This window comes from Streptomyces sp. NPDC047525 (assembly GCF_040643025.1).
Taxonomy (GTDB): domain Bacteria; phylum Actinomycetota; class Actinomycetes; order Streptomycetales; family Streptomycetaceae; genus Streptomyces; species Streptomyces durmitorensis.
This window is the reverse complement of sequence record NZ_JBEYTL010000034.1, coordinates 1-18,118: the sequence shown is the minus strand read 5'-3', so window position 1 is coordinate 18,118 and position 18,118 is coordinate 1. Positions and strand designations below refer to the sequence as shown.

At 73.4% G+C, this 18,118-nt stretch carries 6 protein-coding genes; 4 read left to right on the top strand and 2 right to left on the bottom strand.

Features of this window, described 5'->3' with window-relative positions; translation table 11 throughout:
* A complete protein-coding gene (locus ABZ833_RS44515; protein WP_361059485.1) occupies positions 1 to 10,998 on the bottom strand; it encodes an SDR family NAD(P)-dependent oxidoreductase in 10,998 nt (3,665 codons plus the stop codon).
* A gap of 522 nt (positions 10,999 to 11,520) precedes the next feature.
* Between ABZ833_RS44515 and ABZ833_RS44510 the strand changes: the two genes are divergently transcribed.
* Genes ABZ833_RS44510 through desII form a run of 4 tightly spaced genes read left to right on the top strand, consistent with a single transcriptional unit; the run spans position 11,521 to position 16,586 of the window.
* Complete coding sequence (locus ABZ833_RS44510) at positions 11,521 to 12,657, top strand: acyltransferase (RefSeq protein WP_361059482.1); 1,137 nt, start codon at positions 11,521 to 11,523, stop codon at positions 12,655 to 12,657.
* Positions 12,654 to 13,868, top strand: coding sequence for a cytochrome P450 (locus ABZ833_RS44505; RefSeq protein WP_361059479.1), 1,215 nt, complete (start codon positions 12,654 to 12,656; stop codon positions 13,866 to 13,868). The genes ABZ833_RS44510 and ABZ833_RS44505 overlap by 4 nt, the downstream gene beginning before the upstream one ends.
* A 4-nt stretch (positions 13,869 to 13,872) precedes the next feature.
* Positions 13,873 to 15,072 (top strand): dTDP-4-dehydro-6-deoxyglucose aminotransferase, encoded by a 1,200-nt coding sequence (locus tag ABZ833_RS44500; RefSeq protein WP_361059476.1) that lies wholly within the window; start codon positions 13,873 to 13,875, stop codon positions 15,070 to 15,072.
* Positions 15,069 to 16,586 carry a dTDP-4-amino-4,6-dideoxy-D-glucose ammonia-lyase gene (desII, locus tag ABZ833_RS44495; protein ID WP_361059473.1) on the top strand — a complete coding sequence of 506 codons (1,518 nt, stop codon included), beginning with the start codon at positions 15,069 to 15,071 and terminating at the stop codon, positions 16,584 to 16,586. Before ABZ833_RS44500 ends, desII begins: the two co-directional genes overlap by 4 nt.
* A 16-nt stretch (positions 16,587 to 16,602) precedes the next feature.
* Here the strand turns inward: desII and ABZ833_RS44490 are convergent, their stop codons facing one another.
* Positions 16,603 to 17,847 (bottom strand): activator-dependent family glycosyltransferase, encoded by a 1,245-nt coding sequence (locus tag ABZ833_RS44490; protein WP_361059470.1) that lies wholly within the window; start codon positions 17,845 to 17,847, stop codon positions 16,603 to 16,605.
* Between the last annotated feature and the right edge of the window lie 271 nt (positions 17,848 to 18,118).

The following is an 18,118-nucleotide window of genomic DNA, read 5'->3' as shown; positions in this document are numbered from 1 at the left end:
TTACCTGTTCGCCGTCGGCTGGCCGTTGTCACCGAGCTCGTGCCCGAGGGCCTCCAGCAGTTCGTCGAATCCGGCCTCGGCGAGGTCCGGTTCCGTGGAGGGCGGGGTGCGGGAGATGCCGTCGTGGCCGGGGCCGGTCCGCAGGGCGGTCAGTACGCGGTCCAGGTGCCGGGCCAGTTCGGCGCGCCGCGGCCCGGCCACCTGGGCGAGGTGCGCCTCGAGGCGGTCCAGGCCACCGAGCGCCGCCGTGACGACGTCCTCGTGGTCGGGGCCCGTGAACAGCCGGGAGTGGAGATGGTCCGCCAGAGCGGCCGCGTTGGGGTGGTCGAAGATCAGGGTCGAGGGCAGGGCGAGGCCGGTGGCCCCGCTCAGGCTCCTGCGGATCCGCCCGGCTCCCAGCGAGTCGAAGCCCAGTGCACGGAAGGCCGTGTCCACCCCGACCGTGCGGGTGTCCTCGTGTCCCAGGACCGCGGCGGCGTGGGAGCGCACCAGGTGGGTCAGTTCGCGGTGCTGCTCGGCGGGCGGCCGCCCGCCGAGCCGTTCGCGCAGGGCCGCTCCCGCCTCCGGTGCCTGGGGTGCCGAGGACGCGGCGGTCCGGGCTGCGGGGACCGTGTCGAGCAACGGCCGTCGCCTCAGGGCCTCGTACGTCTCGGTGAAGCGCGGCCAGTCGACGTCGGCGACGACCACGGCGGTCTCGCCACCGGCCAGCACCGTTTCCAGGGCCTCCAGCGCCCGGTCGCCGGGCATGGGGCGCACGCCCTGGTCCCGGAGCCTGGCGACGGCCTGCTCGTCGTCCGTCATGCCGCCTTCCGCCCACAGCCCCCAGGCCACGGAGGTCGCGGCCAGGCCCTGGGCGCGGCGGTGCTGGGCGAAGGCGTCGAGGAAGGCGTTGCCCGCGGCGTACGCGCCCTGCCCGGCGCTGCCCCACACGGCGGCGCCGGAGGAGAAGAGCAGGAAGAGGCTCAGGTCGGGGCAGCTGTCCGCGAGGTTGCGCGCACCGTGCACCTTGGCGGCCAGGATCTCCCGGTACTCCTCGCGGGTCATGTCCCGCAGGCGGGTCTGCTGGTTCAGCCCGGCCGCGTGCACGACCCCGGTGACCGTCGCACCGTCCGCGCGCAACTCGTCGACCAGGGACGTCACCGCCTCTGGGGCGGCGATGTCGCAGGCGTGGACGGTGACCCGGGCGCCCAGGCCGGTGAGTTCGTCGACCAGCGGGGCCACGTCCGGTGCCGCGTCGCCGCGGCGGCTGACCAGGGCCAGGTGCTGGGCGCCCCGGGCCGCGAGACGGCGGGCGGTGAGCGCTCCGAGGCCGCCGGTGCCGCCGGTGACGAGGATCGTCCCCTGCGGCACGACCGCCTCGGCGGCGCCCCGCGCCCGGTCCGCGGCCTGCGGGGCGGGCAGCAGTCGGCGCGCGAGAACGGCGCCCTTCCGGACCGCGAGCTGGTCCTCCGTACCGGTCAACGCGCCGGTGAACAGGGCGCGTTGGGCCTCGGTCGGCTCCTGCGGCAGATCCACGAGGCCGGTGTGCCGCGCCCCGCGTTCGAGGGCGGCGGCCTGGCCGAGGCCCCACACCTGGGCTCCGGCCGGGCACGTCACCGCATCGTCCGCGCCGGTGACGACCGCGCCGCACGTCGCCAGCCACAGGGGCGCGTCGATGTCCGCCGCCTCCAGTACGCGCAGGAGGTCCAGCGTGGCCTCGGCTCCGGCGTCCGCGTCCCCGAGGGCGAGCAGCGAGAGCACCCCCGCGTACGTCCCGGACTCGGCCTGACCGGCGAGGGCTTCGCGTACGGCGCCGGTCAGCGCGTGCGGATCGTCGAGCGGGACGGTGACGGGGTGGGGCACGGCCCCGTGGTCGGTGAGGCCTTGCGCCGCGGCGTCGCACCAGGCGTGTCCGGCGCTGCCGCCGATCGTGGCGGGCAGCAGGAGCAGCCAGCGTCCGGCCGGGCCGCCGGTGGCGGTGGCGGTGGCGGTGGCGGTGGCGGTGGCGGCGATCTCCTGCCAGCCGACGCGGTAGCGCCATGCGTCGGCCGCACGGGCGGGCCCGGTCACGTCGGGCAACAGCCAGAAGCGTTCGTGGTCGAAGGGGTACGTCGGCAGGTCCGCCGGGGCGGCCGGGGCGCCCTCGCCCTGCACGGCCCGCCAGTCCACCGCGACCCCGCCCACGTGCGCCTCGGCGAGGGAGGCCAAGAAGCGTCCGGGAGTGCCGTCGCCGCGCCGGACGGAGCCCACCACGGTGCTCGCGTCGCCGAGCGTGTCCTGCATGCTGCCGCACAGCACCGGGTGGGGGCTCACCTCGACGAACGCGTCGTGGCCCGCCCCGCCGAGCGCCTCGATCGCGGCCTCGAACTCCACGGTGCGGCGCAGGTTCTCGTACCAGTAGACGGCGTCGAGATCGGGCCCGTCGGCGAACGCGCCCCGCAGCGTGGAGTAGAGGGGGATGTCGGGCGTGCGGGGGGTGATGCCGGACAACGGTTCGGTGATCGCATCCCGCAGGCGTTCCACGTGGGAGGTGTGGGAGGCGTAGTCCACGGGGAGCACCCGCGCGTCGATGCCCTCCCCGGCGCAGTGCTCCTTGAAGCGGTGCACCGCCTCGGGGGAACCGGCCACCACCACGGCGTCGGGGCCGTTGACCGCGGCCAGCTCCAGGTCGCCGGACGCGGCGACGCCCAGCAGCTTCTCCGCTTCCGCACGGCCCAGGTGAAGCGACAGCATGGCGCCGCGGCCGCGCAGTTCGGTCAGGGCGCGGGCGCGCAGGGCCACCACCCGGGCCGCGTCCCGCAAGGACAGTGCGCCCGCCACGCAGGCCGCCGCGATCTCCCCCTGGGAGTGCCCCACCACCGCATCGGGCTCCACACCGCACGCCCGCCACAACCGCGCCAGCGACACCATCACCGCGAACAGCACCGGCTGCACGACCTCGACCCGCTCCAAGGACGGCGCACCCTCGACACCACGGACCACATCCACCACCGAGAAGCCCGCCACCTCCGCCAGCGCCGCATCACACTCCGCCAACGCCTCGGCAAACACCGGCACTTCAAGAAGCTCCCGCCCCATGCCCGCCCACTGCGAACCCTGACCCGGGAACACCCACACCACACGCCGCCCCCCACCCCCCACACCGGTGACGGCACGGGACACGGGGTGGCCATCGGCGAGGGCGCGCAGGGTGGCTTCGGCGTCGTCCACATCGCGTACGAGGGCCACGGCCCGCCGGTCGAAGGCCTGCCGTGACGTGGCGAGTGTGCGGGCCACGTCCGGAAGACCCACGTCCTGATGGCGGGTCAAGTAGTCGGAGATCCGGTCGGCTTGGGCGGCCAGGGCGGTCTCCGTGCGGGCGGACAGCACCAGCGGCACCACTCCCGCCGCCTCCAGCACACCCACCGAAGCGGCCTCTCCACCGGCCACCGCCTCCGGCGGCTCCTCCACGATCACATGCGCGTTCGTCCCACTCACCCCGAACGCCGACACCCCCGCCCTGCGCGCACGACCCTCCACCCGCGGCCACGCACGCCCCTCACGCAACACCTCCACACCGCCCGAGGACCACTCCACATGCGAGGACACCTCACCCGCATGCAACGACGCCGGAAGCCTCCCGTGCCCCAACGCCAGCACCATCTTGATCACACCGGCCACTCCCGCAGCCGCCTGCGCATGCCCGATGTTCGACTTCAACGAGCCCAGCCACAACGGCAGTTGACCATCCCGGCCACGCCCATACGTCGCCAGCAACGCCTGCGCCTCGATCGGATCACCCAACACCGTCCCCGTGCCATGCCCCTCCACCACATCCACATCCCCCGCCACCAGACCAGCAGCAGCCAGCGCCTGCCGGATCACCCGCTGCTGAGCCGGACCACTGGGCGCGGACAGACCATTGCTCGCACCGTCCTGATTCACCGCACTCCCCCGCACCACAGCAAGCACCCGATGCCCATGACGACGGGCATCCGACAACCGCTCCAGGACCACCAGACCCACGCCCTCGCCCATCCCGAAGCCGTCGGCGTCATGGGCGTACGCCTTGCAGCGTCCGTCGGCGGCCAGCGCGCCCTGACGTGCGAACTCCGTGAACACCTCCGGACCCGCCATCACCGACACTCCACCGGCCACCGCCAGCGACGACTCACCGTCCCGCAGCGACCGCGCCGCCAGATGCAACGCCATCAACGACGACGAACACGCCGTGTCCACCGTCAACGCCGGACCCTCAAGACCCAGCACATACGCCACCCGCCCCGAGGCGACGCTGGCGGTGTTGCCGGTGAGGAGGTAGCCCTCGACCTCGTCACCGCCTTCGACCGGTCCGGCCGCGTACCCCTGGTGCGACATGCCGACGAAGACTCCGGTGTCGCTGCCGCGCAGGGTCTGCGGCAGGATGCCCGCTCGTTCGAACGCCTCCCAGGCGACCTCGAGGACCTGGCGCTGCTGCGGGTCCATCGCCAGCGCCTCGCGCGGCGAGATCCCGAAGAACGCCGGGTCGAAGTCCCCCGCGGCATCGAGGAAGTTGCCCATGGGGCGCTCCGCACCGGTGCCCGGCGCGCCGCGCCTCTCCCAGCCCCGGTCGTCCGGTGCCGCGCCCGACGCGTCGCCGCCCGCGGTGATGAACTCCCACAGGTCCTCGGGGGAATTGACACCGCCGGGGAACCGGCAGGCCATCCCCACGACGACGACCGGGTCGTCCTCTCCTCCCGCGGCACCGGCACCGGCACCGGCACCCGCAGCGGGCCGCGGGTCCGGCGCGTCGGCCTCCGTCCCGCCGAAGAGTTCGGCCTCCAGGAAAGCGGCGACGGCCCGCGCGTGCGGGTGGTCGTAGGCGAGGGTCGCGGGCAGGCGCAGGCCTGTCGCGGCCGAGAGCCGGTTGCGCAGTTCCACCGAGGACAGCGAGTCGAAGCGAAGCTCACGGAACGCCCTTTGCGGCTCGATCCGTTCCGGGTCCCGGTGTCCGAGCACCGAGGCGGCGTGCTGGCGCACCAGGTCCAGGAGCGCCCGCCCGCGCTCGGCGACGGGCAGGTCCGCCAGGCCGTCGAGCGGTGTCCCGGCCCCGCCGTGTGCACGGCGTACGGCCTCCCGCACGTCCCGGGCCTCCGGCAGCGCGTCGAACAGCGGGGTGTGCCGCTGCGCGGTGTACGCGAGCAGGAAGTGCTCCCACTCGATACCGATGATCACCGGGCAGACCTCTGCCCGGTCCAGTGCCGTCTGCAGGGCGTCGAGGGCCTCTTCGGGAGCCATCTCCACGACTCCGTGCCGGCGGAAGCGCTCCGCCACGGGGCCCTCCGCCATGCCGCTGCCGGCCCAGGTGCCCCAGGCCACCGACGTCGCGGGCAGCCCGTCGGCGCGCCGCTGCCGGGCCAGGCCGTCGAGGTAGGCGTTGCCCGGGGCGTAGCCGCCCAGGCCCGGCGCGCCGAACGCGGAGGCGAACGAGGAGAACAGGACGAACGCGGTCAGCGGCGCGTCCGCCGTGAGCTCGTGCAGGTTCTGCGCGCCCAGGGTCTTGGCGCGTCCTGCCCGTTCGATCCGCTCGCCGGTCAGGGCGTCGAGCGTGCCGTCGTCCAGCGTGGCCGCGGTGTGGAACACCGACGTGAGCGGCTGGTCATCGGGCAGGCTCTCCAGGAGCGAGCGCAGTGCGTCGCGGTCGGTGACGTCGCAGGCCGCGAAGGTCACCTTCGAGCCCAACGCGCCGATCTCCGCGGCCAGTTCCGCGGCGTCCGGGGCGTCGGGTCCGCTGCGGCTGGCGAGGACGATGTGCGGGGCGCCGCGGCGGGCGAGCCACCGGGCGACGTGCCGGCCGATGCCGCCGGTGCCGCCGGTGACCAGCGCCGTGCCGGTGGGCTCCCATGTGTTCGGTGCGGCCTTGGGCGCGGCCCGCTTCCAGCGGCGTACGAACACCTCCTGGTCGCGCAGGGCGACCTGGTCCTCGCCGCTCCCGCCCATGAGCACGCCGGCCAGCGAGCGGACGATCCCGGCCGTGGATCCGGCGGGCACGTCGATCAACCCGCCCCACAGATCGGGGTGTTCGAGGGCGATGACACGGCCCAGGCCCCACAGGGCCTCCCGCGCCGGGTCGACGGGCCGCTCGTCGGCCGAGGTGACCTGGACGTCCTCGGTGAGGCACCACAGAGAGCCGTCGAGACCGGAGTCGGTGAACGCCTGGGCGAGCACGACGGTGCCGCCGAGCGAGGGCAGGCCCAGGGGCGTGCCGGTGCCCTCACCGTTCTCGTCGAGGGTCTGGCCCACGCTCTCGCCCACGCTCTCGCCCACGGCGAGCAGTGACAGCACCCCGACCCGGTCCGCGCCGTCGGCGGCGCTCCGCAGGGCCGCTGTCAGGTCCGCCCGCGTCGGCGCGGCCGTGAGCACCAGGTCCCGCACCGTCGCACCGGCCGCTTCGAGAGAGGTGCGCGCCGCTTGTGCGGCGGCCTCCGCGGCGCCGTCGCCGCGGACGACGAGCCAGGTGCGCGGGCCCGCCGCGGACGGATCCGGGGCGGGCACCCGCTGCCAGTCGATGCGGTAGCGCAGAGCGTCGGCCGCCGCGTCGTGTCCCGCCCCGCCGGGCGTGGCGCCCGCGTCGGGGACGGGCTCCCACCAGAAGCGCTCCGGCAGGAACGCCGAGGTGGGCAGCGGCACCGGGCTCGCCGGGACGCCGAGGAACACCGAGTCCCAGCGCACGGGGACGCCCGCGGCCCACGCCGTCGCCAGGGCACGGGCGAAGTCCTCCGGTCCCCCGTGGCCGCGGCGTACGGTCCCGACCGTGGCCAGGTCGACGCCGGCGTCGAGCCCGGTCTCCTCGACGGCGGTGGTGAGCACCGGGTGGGCACTGAGCTCGACGAAGGCCCGGTACCCCTGTTCCGCCAGCGCCCGTACGGCGGGTTCGAAGCGGACGGTCCGGCGCAGATTGCGGAACCAGTACGCGGAGTCCAGCGTCCCGGGCTCCGCCCAGTCGCCGGTCACCGTGGAGAAGAAGGGCACGGCGCCGGGCAGCGGCTCGATCCGTCCCAGCTCCTCGTCCAGGGCGGCGCGGGCGTCCTCCATGTGCGCGGTGTGCGACGCGTAGTCGACGGGCAGGCGCCTGGCCCGTACGCCCTCTGCTTCGAGCGCGGCGACGAGGTGGTTCAGGTCGTCGTCGGGACCGGCCACCACCACGGAGCGCGGCCCGTTCAGCGCGGCGGTCTCCAATCGGCCGTCGTAGCGGGCGAGTCGGCGCGTCAGGTCGTCCGGGGTGGTGGCGACCGCGACCATGCCACCGTGTCCGCGCAGCCTGCCGATGACACGGCTGCGGACGGCCACCAGGCGGGCCGCGTCGTCGAGGGACAGGGCGCCCGCGACGCAGGCGGCCGCGATCTCGCCCTGGGAGTGCCCGACCACCGCCGCCGGTTCGACGCCGTGGGCCCGCCACAGCGAGGCGAGCGACACCATCACCGCGAAGAGGACGGGCTGCACCACGTCGACGCGGTCGGTGGACAGGCCCGCGTCGGGCCGGCCCTCTGCGGCGGCGGCCTCCGCGCGCAGGAACGGCAGGACACGGAAGTCCAGGTGCGGTTCGAGGGCGGCGGCGCACTCGTCCAGGGCGCGTGCGAAGACCGGTACGGCGTCGTAGAGACGGACCGCCATGCCCGCCCACTGCCATCCCTGGCCGGGGAAGACGAAGACGGGCGAGGCCTGCGGGTGGGCGAGACCCACGACGGCGTCCTGGGGCTCGCCCTCGGCCAGCGCGTCGAGCGCGGCCAGTGCCTCGGCTCGCCCGGGTGCCACGAACGCGGCGCGGTGGCGCGCCGCCGCCCGGGTGGTGGCCAGCGAGAACGCCACATCGGCCGCGGTGAGTTCGGGGTGCTCGCGCACGTGCGCGGCGATGCGGCCCGCCTGTGTCCGCAGCGCGGCCTCGCTGTGCGCCGACACCGTCCACGGCGCCACGGCGGAGCCGCGCCGCCCGTCGGCTCCGGCGGGCTCGTCGCCCACCGCGCCGACGGCGGACTCCGGTCGGGGCGGCGCCTCGACGATGGCGTGCGCGTTGGTGCCGCTGATGCCGAAGGACGAGATGCCCGCCCGGCGGGGGCCCGGCCCCTCGGGCCAGGCGACCGGTTCGGTCGCAAGGCGCACCGCGCCCCGGGACCAGTCGACCTCCGTGGAAGGGCGGTCGGCGTGCAGGGTCGGCGGCAGGGTGCCGTGACGCATCGCGAGCAGCATCTTGATGACGCCGGTCACGCCGGCGGCGGCCTGGGTGTGCCCGATGTTGGACTTCACCGAGCCCAGCCACAGCGGGCGGTCGGCGGGGCGGCCCGTCCCGTACGTCTCGATCACGGCCTGCGCCTCGATCGGGTCGCCGAGCCGGGTACCGGTGCCGTGCGCCTCGACCGCGTCGACGTCGGCCGCGGACAGGCCGGCGTCGGCCAGCGCCCGCCGGATCACCCGGGCCTGCGCCTGGCCGTTGGGCGCGGAGAGGCCGTTGCTCGCGCCGTCCTGGTTGACCGCCACCGCACGGATCACGCCCAGGACGGGGTGGCCAAGGCGCCGGGCGTCGGAGAGCCGCTCCAGGAGGAGCACTCCGGCGCCCTCCGCCATCCCGAAGCCGTCGGCGTCGGCGGAGAACGCCTTGCACCGGCCGTCCGGCGCCAGTGCGCCCAGGCGGCTGAAGTCGACGAGCATGCCGGGCGTCGGCATCACGGTCGCGCCACCGGCCAGCGCCAGGTCGCTCTCCCCCGCGTGCAGGGAGCGGCAGGCGAGCTGCAGGGCCACGAGCGAGGACGAGCAGGCCGTGTCCACGGTGACGGCCGGTCCCTCGAGGCCCAGGGTGTAGGCGATGCGCCCGGAGGCGACGCTGGTGGTGGTGCCGGTCACCAGATAGCCGCCGAGGTCCGTGCCGCCGTCGGCGAGGCGCGGGCCGTACTCCTGGGCGATGACGCCGGTGAACACTCCGGTGGGGGTGGCGCGCACCGACTCGGGGGACAGACCGGCCCGTTCGAGTGCTTCCCAGCTGACCTCCAGGAGGAGCCGCTGCTGCGGGTCCATGGCCAGCGCCTCGCGCGGCGGGATGCCGAAGAAGTCCGCGTCGAAGCCCGCGGCGTCGTGCAGGAATCCGCCGGAGCGCTGCCGCACCGTGCCCGGACGCGTGTGGTCCGGGTGGAAGAGCGCCTCCAGGTCCCAGCCGCGGTCCGTGGGCAGGCCCGCCACGGCGTCGCCTCCGCCCGAGAGCAGCTCCCAGAACTGCTCGGGGGTGCGCACCCCGCCGGGCAGCCGCACCGCCATGGAGACGACCGCGATCGGCTCGTCCGCCGCGTGGCCGTCTCCCGGCTCCCGCTGCTGCGGGGCCGGTCCGGCGTCCGGGCCGGTGTGCTGTGCGCGCGGGCGCAGCAGGTCGTACAGCGCGTCGGTGAGGGCGCGTGGGCTGGGGTGGTCGAAGAGCGTGGCGATGCCGATGTCCTGGCCGATGCCCGCCACGAGGCGGTTGCGCAGCTGCACCGCGAGGACGGAGTCGAGCCCGAGCTCGGCGAAGGTGTGCGAGCGGTCCGCGGCCCGGGCCCCGGCGCCGGTCACCGCGGCGGTCTCCGCGTCGACCAGCCGGGCCAGCCGCTGGCGTATCTCGTGTTCGGGCGCGTGGGGCGCGAAGAGCCCCGGGCGGGCGGGTTCGGCGGGCTGCGCGCCGAGGTCCGTCCCGGCGGGCGGGAGTTCGGGCAGCTCGGCGCCCGGGGCCTGCTCGACGCCGGGGAAGGCAGCGGTCCAGTCGACCTCCACCCCGTGGACGTACGCCTCCGCCGCCGCGGTCAAGAAGCGTCGCAGCCCGCCCTGGCCGCGGAGCAGCGTGGGCAGCACCGCGTGCCCGGCGCCCGCCGCATCGAGGGTCTGCCGTACGGCGGACGCGAGGACGGGGTGCGGGCTCACCTCGACGAAGACGCCCGCGCGGTCGCCCGCGCAGGACCGCACCGAGCGCTCGAACTGCACGCGGCTGCGGAAGTTCTCGCACCAGTAGTCCGCCGTCAGTTCGCGGGGGTCGAGGACGCTGCCGGTGAGGCTGGAGTAGAAGGGGACGGTGCCCGCGCCGGGCGTGAACCAGTCGAGCGCCGCGCGCAGTCCGTCGGTGACATCGTCCATCTGCGGGGAGTGCGCGGCCATCGAGACGCCGATCACCTGGGCGCGGACCCCTTCGGTGGTCAGCTCCGCCACGCAGCGCACGATCGGTTCCGTCGCCCCGGCGAGCAGCACCGAGCGGGGGCCGTTGACACCGGCCAGGACGAGGCCGGGGCCCCAGGAGGCCAGGCGCGGCTCGATCTCGTCGGCGGGCAGGGCCACCGACGCCATGTCCCCGTTGCCGACCAGGGGCATGAGTTCCCTGCTCCACAGCGCCACCGCGCGGGCGCCGTCCCGGAGGTCCACGCTGCCCGTGGCGTGGGCGGCGGCGAGGTCGCCCATGCTGTGTCCCACGACGGCGTCGGGCCGCACGCCGAAGGAGCGCCACAGTTCGGTGAGGGCGGCGCTCACCGCGTAGAGGGCGGGCTGGACGATCTCGACCCGGGGCGTGGTGCCGGCGGCGGCCGCGGTGTCGAGGGCTTCGGTCAGCGACCAGCCCGACTCGGCGGCGAAGACGTCGGCGCACCGCGCGATGGCGCCGGCGAACACCGGTGATCCGCCCACGAGTTCGGTGGCCATGCCCGGCCACTGGGAGCCCTGGCCCGGGTAGACGAAGGTGACGGGCGCCACGGCGTCGGCCGCTCCGCGCGCGACCGCCGGATGCGGTCGGTCCTCGGCGACGGCGGCCAGGCCGTCGAGGAGTTCCTCGCGGGTGGATCCGATGATCACCGCGCGGTGGGGCAGGCGCCGGTCCTGGTGGGCGAGCGCGGCGCCGAACGCGTCGACGCCGAGGTCCGGTCGTGCCTCGATGTGGGCGATGAGCAGGCGCGCCCAGGCGCGCAGCGCGCCGGCGTCCGCTCCCGACAGGGCCCACGGCCGGGCTGCCCCCTCGACAGCTGCGGAAGTGTTCTCACCATGACGGGAACTGCCGTTCACACCTGACTCCTAGTCGTCCGCGCATTACCAGGGAGCGGGCCTCTGCAAGACATGACCCACGGAAATGCCGGCCACACCGACTGCGACCTGACCGACGGGGAGCGTCACCACAGAATTAGCCTGTCGACCGGGACGCGATAATTGATCGACTACCTTTGATCAGTGGCTAGTTGAACGTACACCAGCCAGCCGCACCGACCAAGGTATCCAGGGGCGAACGAACCGGCTCGATTTCAGGAAACCACAGGTCACAGAGGTGAGTTCAGCGATTGAATACGCATATCCCAGCGATGGGATATCGATCCTCTAGCTTCCCTTTAGCTGGTCTCGACCGGCCTGCGCAATGATATGGACGAAGCGATTTTGGCCGGTCGTAAACGGCGATACCAAATCCTGGACAGCGGCAACCAATTGAAGGGCCGGTGAGCCTTGCTACCCGCGGAAAAATCCCACACACTTTCCCCTGCCGATACGGCCGACGACCGGGGAAGTCTGTCCGAACGGCTTCCGTCGCTGACCGGGTTGAGGTTCTTCGCCGCGCTCTTGGTGTTCGTCTGCCATGCGCTCAGCCAGTTCAACCCGCAGGCGGATCCCGCCTCGCACGACCTGGCCTACTTCCTGCTGCCGGCCGGACCGGTCGGCGTCTCCTTCTTCTTCGTCCTGAGCGGGTTCGTCCTGACGTACGCGGCCCGGCCGGGCGACACGGTGCTGCGCTTCTGGCGGCGCCGGGTGGTGAAGATCTACCCGAGCCACGTCGTCACCTGGTCGGCCGGTCTCGTCCTGGCCTGGGTCACCGGCGCCGTGGTGACCACATCGACGACGGCCGCCGCCCTGCTGCTCGTCCAGGCCTGGGTGCCGGACATGATCCTCACCGCCACGGTCAACCCGATCTCGTGGACGCTCGCCTGCGAGCTCTTCTTCTACCTGCTGTTCCCGTTCCTCTACCGGGGCCTGCGGCGGCTGCCGCGGCGCGGGCTGTGGCCGGCCGCGGGCGTCCTGGTGGCCCTGGTCATGGCCGTTCCGCACCTGGCCCGGCTGCTGCCAGGGGACATCGTGCCGGTCGCGGGCTGGACCCAGACCCAGTTCTGGCTGGTCTACACGGCGCCTCCCGTGCGGCTCCTGGAGTTCGCGCTCGGCATCGTGCTCGCCCTGCTCGTACGCGAAGGGCTGTGGCCCCTCCTGAGCGTCAAGCTCGCCGCCGCCCTGTGCGTGGCCGGCTACACGGTGGCCGGGGTGACGACGATGGTCACCGAGATGCCCCACCTGTGGGCGCTGACGAGCGCCACCGTCCTTCCGCTGGCCGTGCTCATCCCCACGGCCGCCAGTCGCGACCGCAAGGGTCTGCCCTCCCTGGCGCGCCGTCCGCGCCTGGTGCGGCTCGGCGAACTCTCCTTCGCCTTCTACCTCGTGCACCACATGATCCTCACGGCCTTCTTCGCCGCGCTGCCGGACGACGTCCGGCCGGGGCTGCCCGCGCTGACCGGCCTGGCGGTCGTGCTGTTCTTCGTCTGCTGGGCCGCCGCCTGGCTCCTGCACACCGCGGTCGAGCTGCCCGCCATGCGCCGCTGGAGCCGCCCGTCGGCCACCCCCCGCGGACCTCTCACGCCCCACCCGGCCACCGGGCGTTCCGAGCCCCTCACCGGTGAAAGGACATCATGAACCAGCCTCAACTGCCCGAGGTCCTCGACCTGAGCGGCGAGCTCTTCCACACCGACCAGTACGCGACGTACCGCGAGATCCTCGAGCAGCGTCCGGTGACCAGGGTGCGCTTCTACGACGGCTCCTTCGTCTGGCTCGTCAACCGTCACGAGGACGTACGCGCCGCCCTGAACGACCCCCGGCTGAGCAACGACCCCACCAAGCAGTCGGACATCGACCTCTCCGCGGCCACCGGCATTCCGGCGGACCTGGTCGAGTACTTCCAGCGGAACATGTTCCGCAGCGACGAGCCGGACCACGGCCGGCTGCGGGGGCTCGTCTCCCGGGAATTCACCATGCGGCGCATCAACGCGCTCCGGCCGCGGATCCAGGAGATCGCCGAGGACCTGGTGGAGAAGTTCGCCGCCACCGGCGGCGGGGACCTGGTGGGCGCGCTCGCCCGCCCGCTGCCGCTCACCGTCATGTGCGAACTGCTCGGGGTGCCCGAGGCGGACCGCGCGGACTTCCAGCTCTGGTCCCAGCACGTCGTGGAGAGCGACCCGGCGTTCGCACAGCGCAACGCGGTGTCGTACCGCAGCCTCTTCGAGTGCATCCGCTCACTGATCCGCCGCCGGCGCGACGAACCGGGCGACGACCTGCTGTCGGCCCTGGTCGAACTGCGCGACTCCGGGGACCGCCTCTCCGAGGACGAACTGATCTCGACGGCGTTCCTGCTGCTCGTCGCCGGGATCGAGACCACGGTCAACGTGCTCGGCACGGGGTCCTTCCTGCTGCTGGCCCACCCCGAGCAGCTCGCCCGGCTGCGCGCGGACGACGGCCTCGTGGGATCTGCCGTGGAGGAGATCCTGCGCTACATGGCGCCCATCGAGATGACCAGCAGGCACACCCTGGAGCCCGTCGAGATCGGCGGGGAGTCCATCGCCGCGCAGAGCACGGTCCTGATCAACCTGGCCGCCGCCAACCGCGACCCGGCACGGTTCCCGGACCCGCAGTCCTTCCGGGTCGACCGCAACGACCGCGGCCACTTCACGTTCGGCCACGGCATCCACTACTGCCTCGGCGCCGCGCTGGCGCGGGCGGAGGCGGAAGTCTTCTTCGACGTGCTCCTGAAGCGCTTCCCCGACCTGGAACTCGCCGTCCCCAGCGCCGAGTTGACGTGGCGGCACGTCTTCATGCGCGGTCCGCTCGAGCTGCCCGTCTCCTGGCGGTGACCCGGTGAAGCGTGCCCTGACCGATCTCGCGCTCTTCGGCGGCCCCGAGGCCTTCCTGCGTCCGCTCCTGGTGGGCATGCCCACCGTGGGCGACCGCGCCCGGTTCCTCGCCCGTCTCGAATGGGCCCTGGACAACGACTGGCTGACCAACGGCGGTCCGCTGACCACGGAGCTGGAGGGCCGCATCGCCGACCTGGCCGGCGTGCGGTACTGCGTGGCCACGTGCAACGCCACCGCGGCGCTCCAGCTGGTGCTCAAGGCCGCGGGGGTCACCGGCCAGGTCATCATGCCGTCGCTGACCTTCGCGGCGACTCCCCACGCGGCGAGCTGGGTGGGGCTCGAGCCGGTGTTCTGCGACGTCGACCCGGTCACCGGCTGCCTCGACCCCGCGCGGGTCGCGGAGCTCATCACCCCCGCCACCGGCGCCATCCTGGGCGTCCACCTGTGGGGCCGGGCGGCGCCGGTCACCGAGCTGGAGAAGCTCGCCGCGGAGCACGGGGTGAAGCTGTTCTTCGACGCGGCCCACGCCTTCGGCTGCACCTCCGGCGACCGGCCGATCGGCAGCTTCGGGAACGCGGAGGTGTTCAGCCTGCACGCCACCAAGACGGTCATGGCCTTCGAGGGCGGGGCGGTGACCACCGACGACGGCGAACTGGCCGAACGGCTCGTGGCCCTGCGCAACTTCGGCATCGACCGGGACAAGTCGGTGACGGCCGTCGGCATGAACGCCAAGATGAGCGAGTGCTCGGCCGCGATGGGCCTCACCTCCCTCGACGCCTTCGACAAGACCCGCGTACGCAACCGTGAGAACCACGCCCTCTACCGGTCGGAACTGCACGGGGTCCCCGGCATCGAGGTGCTGCCCTTCGACGAGAGGGAGCGCAACAACCACCAGTACCTGATCCTGCTCACCGACCGTGCCGTCACCGGCCTGCACCGCGACCGGCTGCGGACCGTCCTGCAGGCCGAGAAGGTCTTCCCCCAGCTGTACTTCTCGCCGCCCTGCCATCTGATGCCCGCCTACCGGACCGATCCCCCGCTCCGGCTCGAGCACACCGAGCGCCTGTCCGAGCGGGTGCTCGCGCTGCCCACCGGACCGTCGGTGTCCTTCGAGGACATCCGTCGGGTGTGCAGCATCATCCGGCTCGCCGCGGAGCGCGGCGAGCAGATCGAGGCGATGTGGGCGCAGGCAGTGCCCGCATGAGCGCCATCGGTCCGAAGCCCGACCCGGAGGTAACAGTTCTCGTGGACACCGCCCAGGCGATCACGCCCGCGCAGGCGATCGAAGACGTGGCACGTCCCGGCGGGGACCGCGCCGCCGCGATCCGCGCCCTGCGCACCCGCCTCGCACTCCTCGGCGACACCGGCGAGGGGGCCCGGGAACGGGCCGGGCACCTCGTCGACCTGGCCGTGCGGTACGGCTCCCAGCCGTTCACCACCCTGGAGCAGGCCCGTCATCAGCTGGACGTGGACCGCGCCGCGTTCGCGACCCTGCTCGGGCTCTTCCGCCGCATCCCCGAACTCGGCGCGGCCGTCCAGCGGGGCCCGGAGGGGAAGTACTGGTCCAACACCATCCTGCCGCTGGAACGGACGGGCGCGCTCGACGCGGTGGTGCACCGGCGCCCGGCCTTCCCCTACAGCGTCGGCCTCTACCCCGGTCCGACCTGCATGTTCCGCTGCCACTTCTGCGTACGCGTCACCGGTGCGCGCTACGACGCATCCGCCCTGGACGCGGGCAACGCCATGTTCGCCTCCGTCATCGACGAGGTGCCCGCCACCCAGCCCTCCACGGTGTACTTCTCCGGCGGGCTCGAACCGCTCACCAACCCCGGGCTCGGTGAACTGGCGGCGCGCGGCGGCGGGCGCGGGCTGGACATGACGCTCTACACCAACGCCTTCGCCCTCACCGACCGGACGCTGGAGCGCCAGCCGGGGCTGTGGTCGCTGCACGCGATCCGCACCTCGCTGTACGGCCTCAACGACGCCGAGTACGAGGCCACCACCACCAAACCGCGTGCCTTCGGACGGGTCAGCGCCAACCTGGCCGCGTTCATGGAGCAGCGGGCGCAGCGAAGCGCCCCGCTCCGGCTCGGCCTCAACTACATCATCCTGCCGGGGCGGGCCGACCGGCTCATGGACCTCGTGGACTTCGTGGCCGACCTGAACGAGAACTCCCCCGACCGTCCCCTGGACTTCGTGACGGTGCGCGAGGACTACAGCGGCCGTGAGGACGGCCTGCTCGCTCCCGCCGAGCGTGCCCAACTGCGCGACGCACTGCGGGACTTCACCGCCTACGCACGAGAGCGGACGCCCACGCTGCACATCGATCTCGGTTACGCGTTGGACAGTCTGCGCAGCGGGGTGGACACCAAGCTCCTGCGCATCAGCCCGCAGACCATGCGGGGCGGCGCGCACGCGCAGGTCGCGGTGCAGGTCGACCTGCTGGGCGATGTCTACCTCTACCGCGAGTCGGGGTTCCCCGACCTCGCGGGCGCGCACCGCTACATCGCCGGGCGCGTCACCCCGACCAGGAGCCTGCACGAGGTGGTCGACGCGTTCGTCGAGCGGCATCCGCACATCGAGCCGCGGCCCGGCGACGAGTACTTCCTCGACGGCTTCGACCAGGCCGTGACCGCCCGCCTGAACCAGATGGAGCAGGACATCGCCGACGGGTGGGAGGCGCACCGGGGCCTGCTGGGTGCGGACACCGCGGGGTGAGCGCGCCGTGCCGGGCTCAGCGGGCGGCCACCCGTTCCTCCAGGGCGGACACCACGTCCTGGGGGCTGTTCTCGGCACGGGCCTCCTCGCGCAGGGCGCGGGCCCGGTCGAGGAACGAGGGGTCGGCGAGCACCCGGGCCACGCTGTCGCGGAGGTCCTCGGCGCTCACCTCGCCCTCCTTCAGGTGCACTCCCGCGCCTGCGGCGGCCGTCTGCTGCGCGCGCAGGATGGTGTCCCACAGGTACGGCACCATGATCTGCGGCACCCCGTGGTACAGGGCCGTCGACCAGGTGCCGTTGCCGCCGTGGTGGACGACGGCGGAGCAGCCCTCGAGGAGTACGTCCATCGGGGCGAAGTCGACGACCCGGACGTTCTCGGGGAGCGGGCCGATCCCGGCCAGAGCGGCGGCGTCGGCGGTGACGACGAGCTCGGCGTCGACCTCCGCGAGAACCCGGAGGTAGGAGTGCAGGACGCCCGGGTCGGCGGTGAAGCTGCTCCCGGTCGACCCGGTCGTCACGCACACCCGGCGTCGCGGCGCGGCCTCCTTGAGCCAGTCCGGCACCACGGCCCGGCCGTTGTAGGGCAGGTACCGCATGCCCACCGTCGGCAGCGACAGGTCGAGCCGGAACCGCTCGGGCAGCATGTCGACCGACCACTGGCCCACCACCAGCTCCTCGTCGTACGCCACCCCGTGGCGCTCGGCGGCAGCGGACAGCCACTCGCGCAGCGGGTCGGGGCGCTGCCCGGCGGGCCGCTGCGCGAGCCGCTCCACGAACTCCTGGCGGAAGTGCGCGTTCAGGTCGCTCGCGCTCAGCACCCGTGCGTGGGCGGCGCCGCACGCCCGGGCGGCTATCGCCCCGGCGAACGTGTACGGCTCCCACAGCACCAGGTCGGGCCGCCACTGGCGGGCGTACCCGACGAGGTCCCGGACGAACGACTCGTCGTTGATCACCGAGTAGAAGTAGGGGACGGACAGGTCGTACAGGTTGAACAGGTAGTCCCAGTCGAACCCTTCGGGCCGGGACAGGTCGATGTCCGCGGAGTACTTCTGGAGTTCCGCGCCCTTCTCCTGCATCGCCTCGAGCAGCCGGTGGTCGTCGCCCACCGGTACGGCGGTCAGCCCGGCCCCGGTGATCGCGTCCGCGAAACCGGGCTGGCTGGCCACGCGCACGTCGTGTCCCGCGGCGCGCAGGGCCCCGGCGAGAGGCACGAAGCCATGGAAATGCGAGGTGTGCGCGAAAGCCGCGATCAGCACACGCATGAACAACTCCCCCAGGGACTGGACCACATGACGGACAGGGGCCGATTGTGCCGCGCCGCCGGGTCCCTGCACACGCGACGCCGTCCCCGCTGGACCCAGAAACGAGTGCCCCTCGAGCGGGCGGGCGGCGTCCCGTCACGAAAAGCAGCGACCCGCCACGAGAAGAGGCACCAGCTATGACCGCTCCCCCATCCTCCGGCGCCGGGCAAAACGCGTCCCGCCGCCCCCTGGTCGTCGTCCTGGGCGCCTCCGGGTACATCGGTTCCGCCGT

Bases quoted from the DNA above. Each gene is read 5' to 3' on its own strand.
- ABZ833_RS44505 (WP_361059479.1), top strand. From the start codon at position 12,654: ATGAACCAGCCTCAACTGCCCGAGGTCCTCGACCTGAGCGGCGAGCTC.
- desII (WP_361059473.1), top strand. From the start codon at position 15,069: ATGAGCGCCATCGGTCCGAAGCCCGACCCGGAGGTAACAGTTCTCGTG.
- ABZ833_RS44490 (WP_361059470.1), bottom strand. From the start codon at position 17,847: ATGCGTGTGCTGATCGCGGCTTTCGCGCACACCTCGCATTTCCATGGC.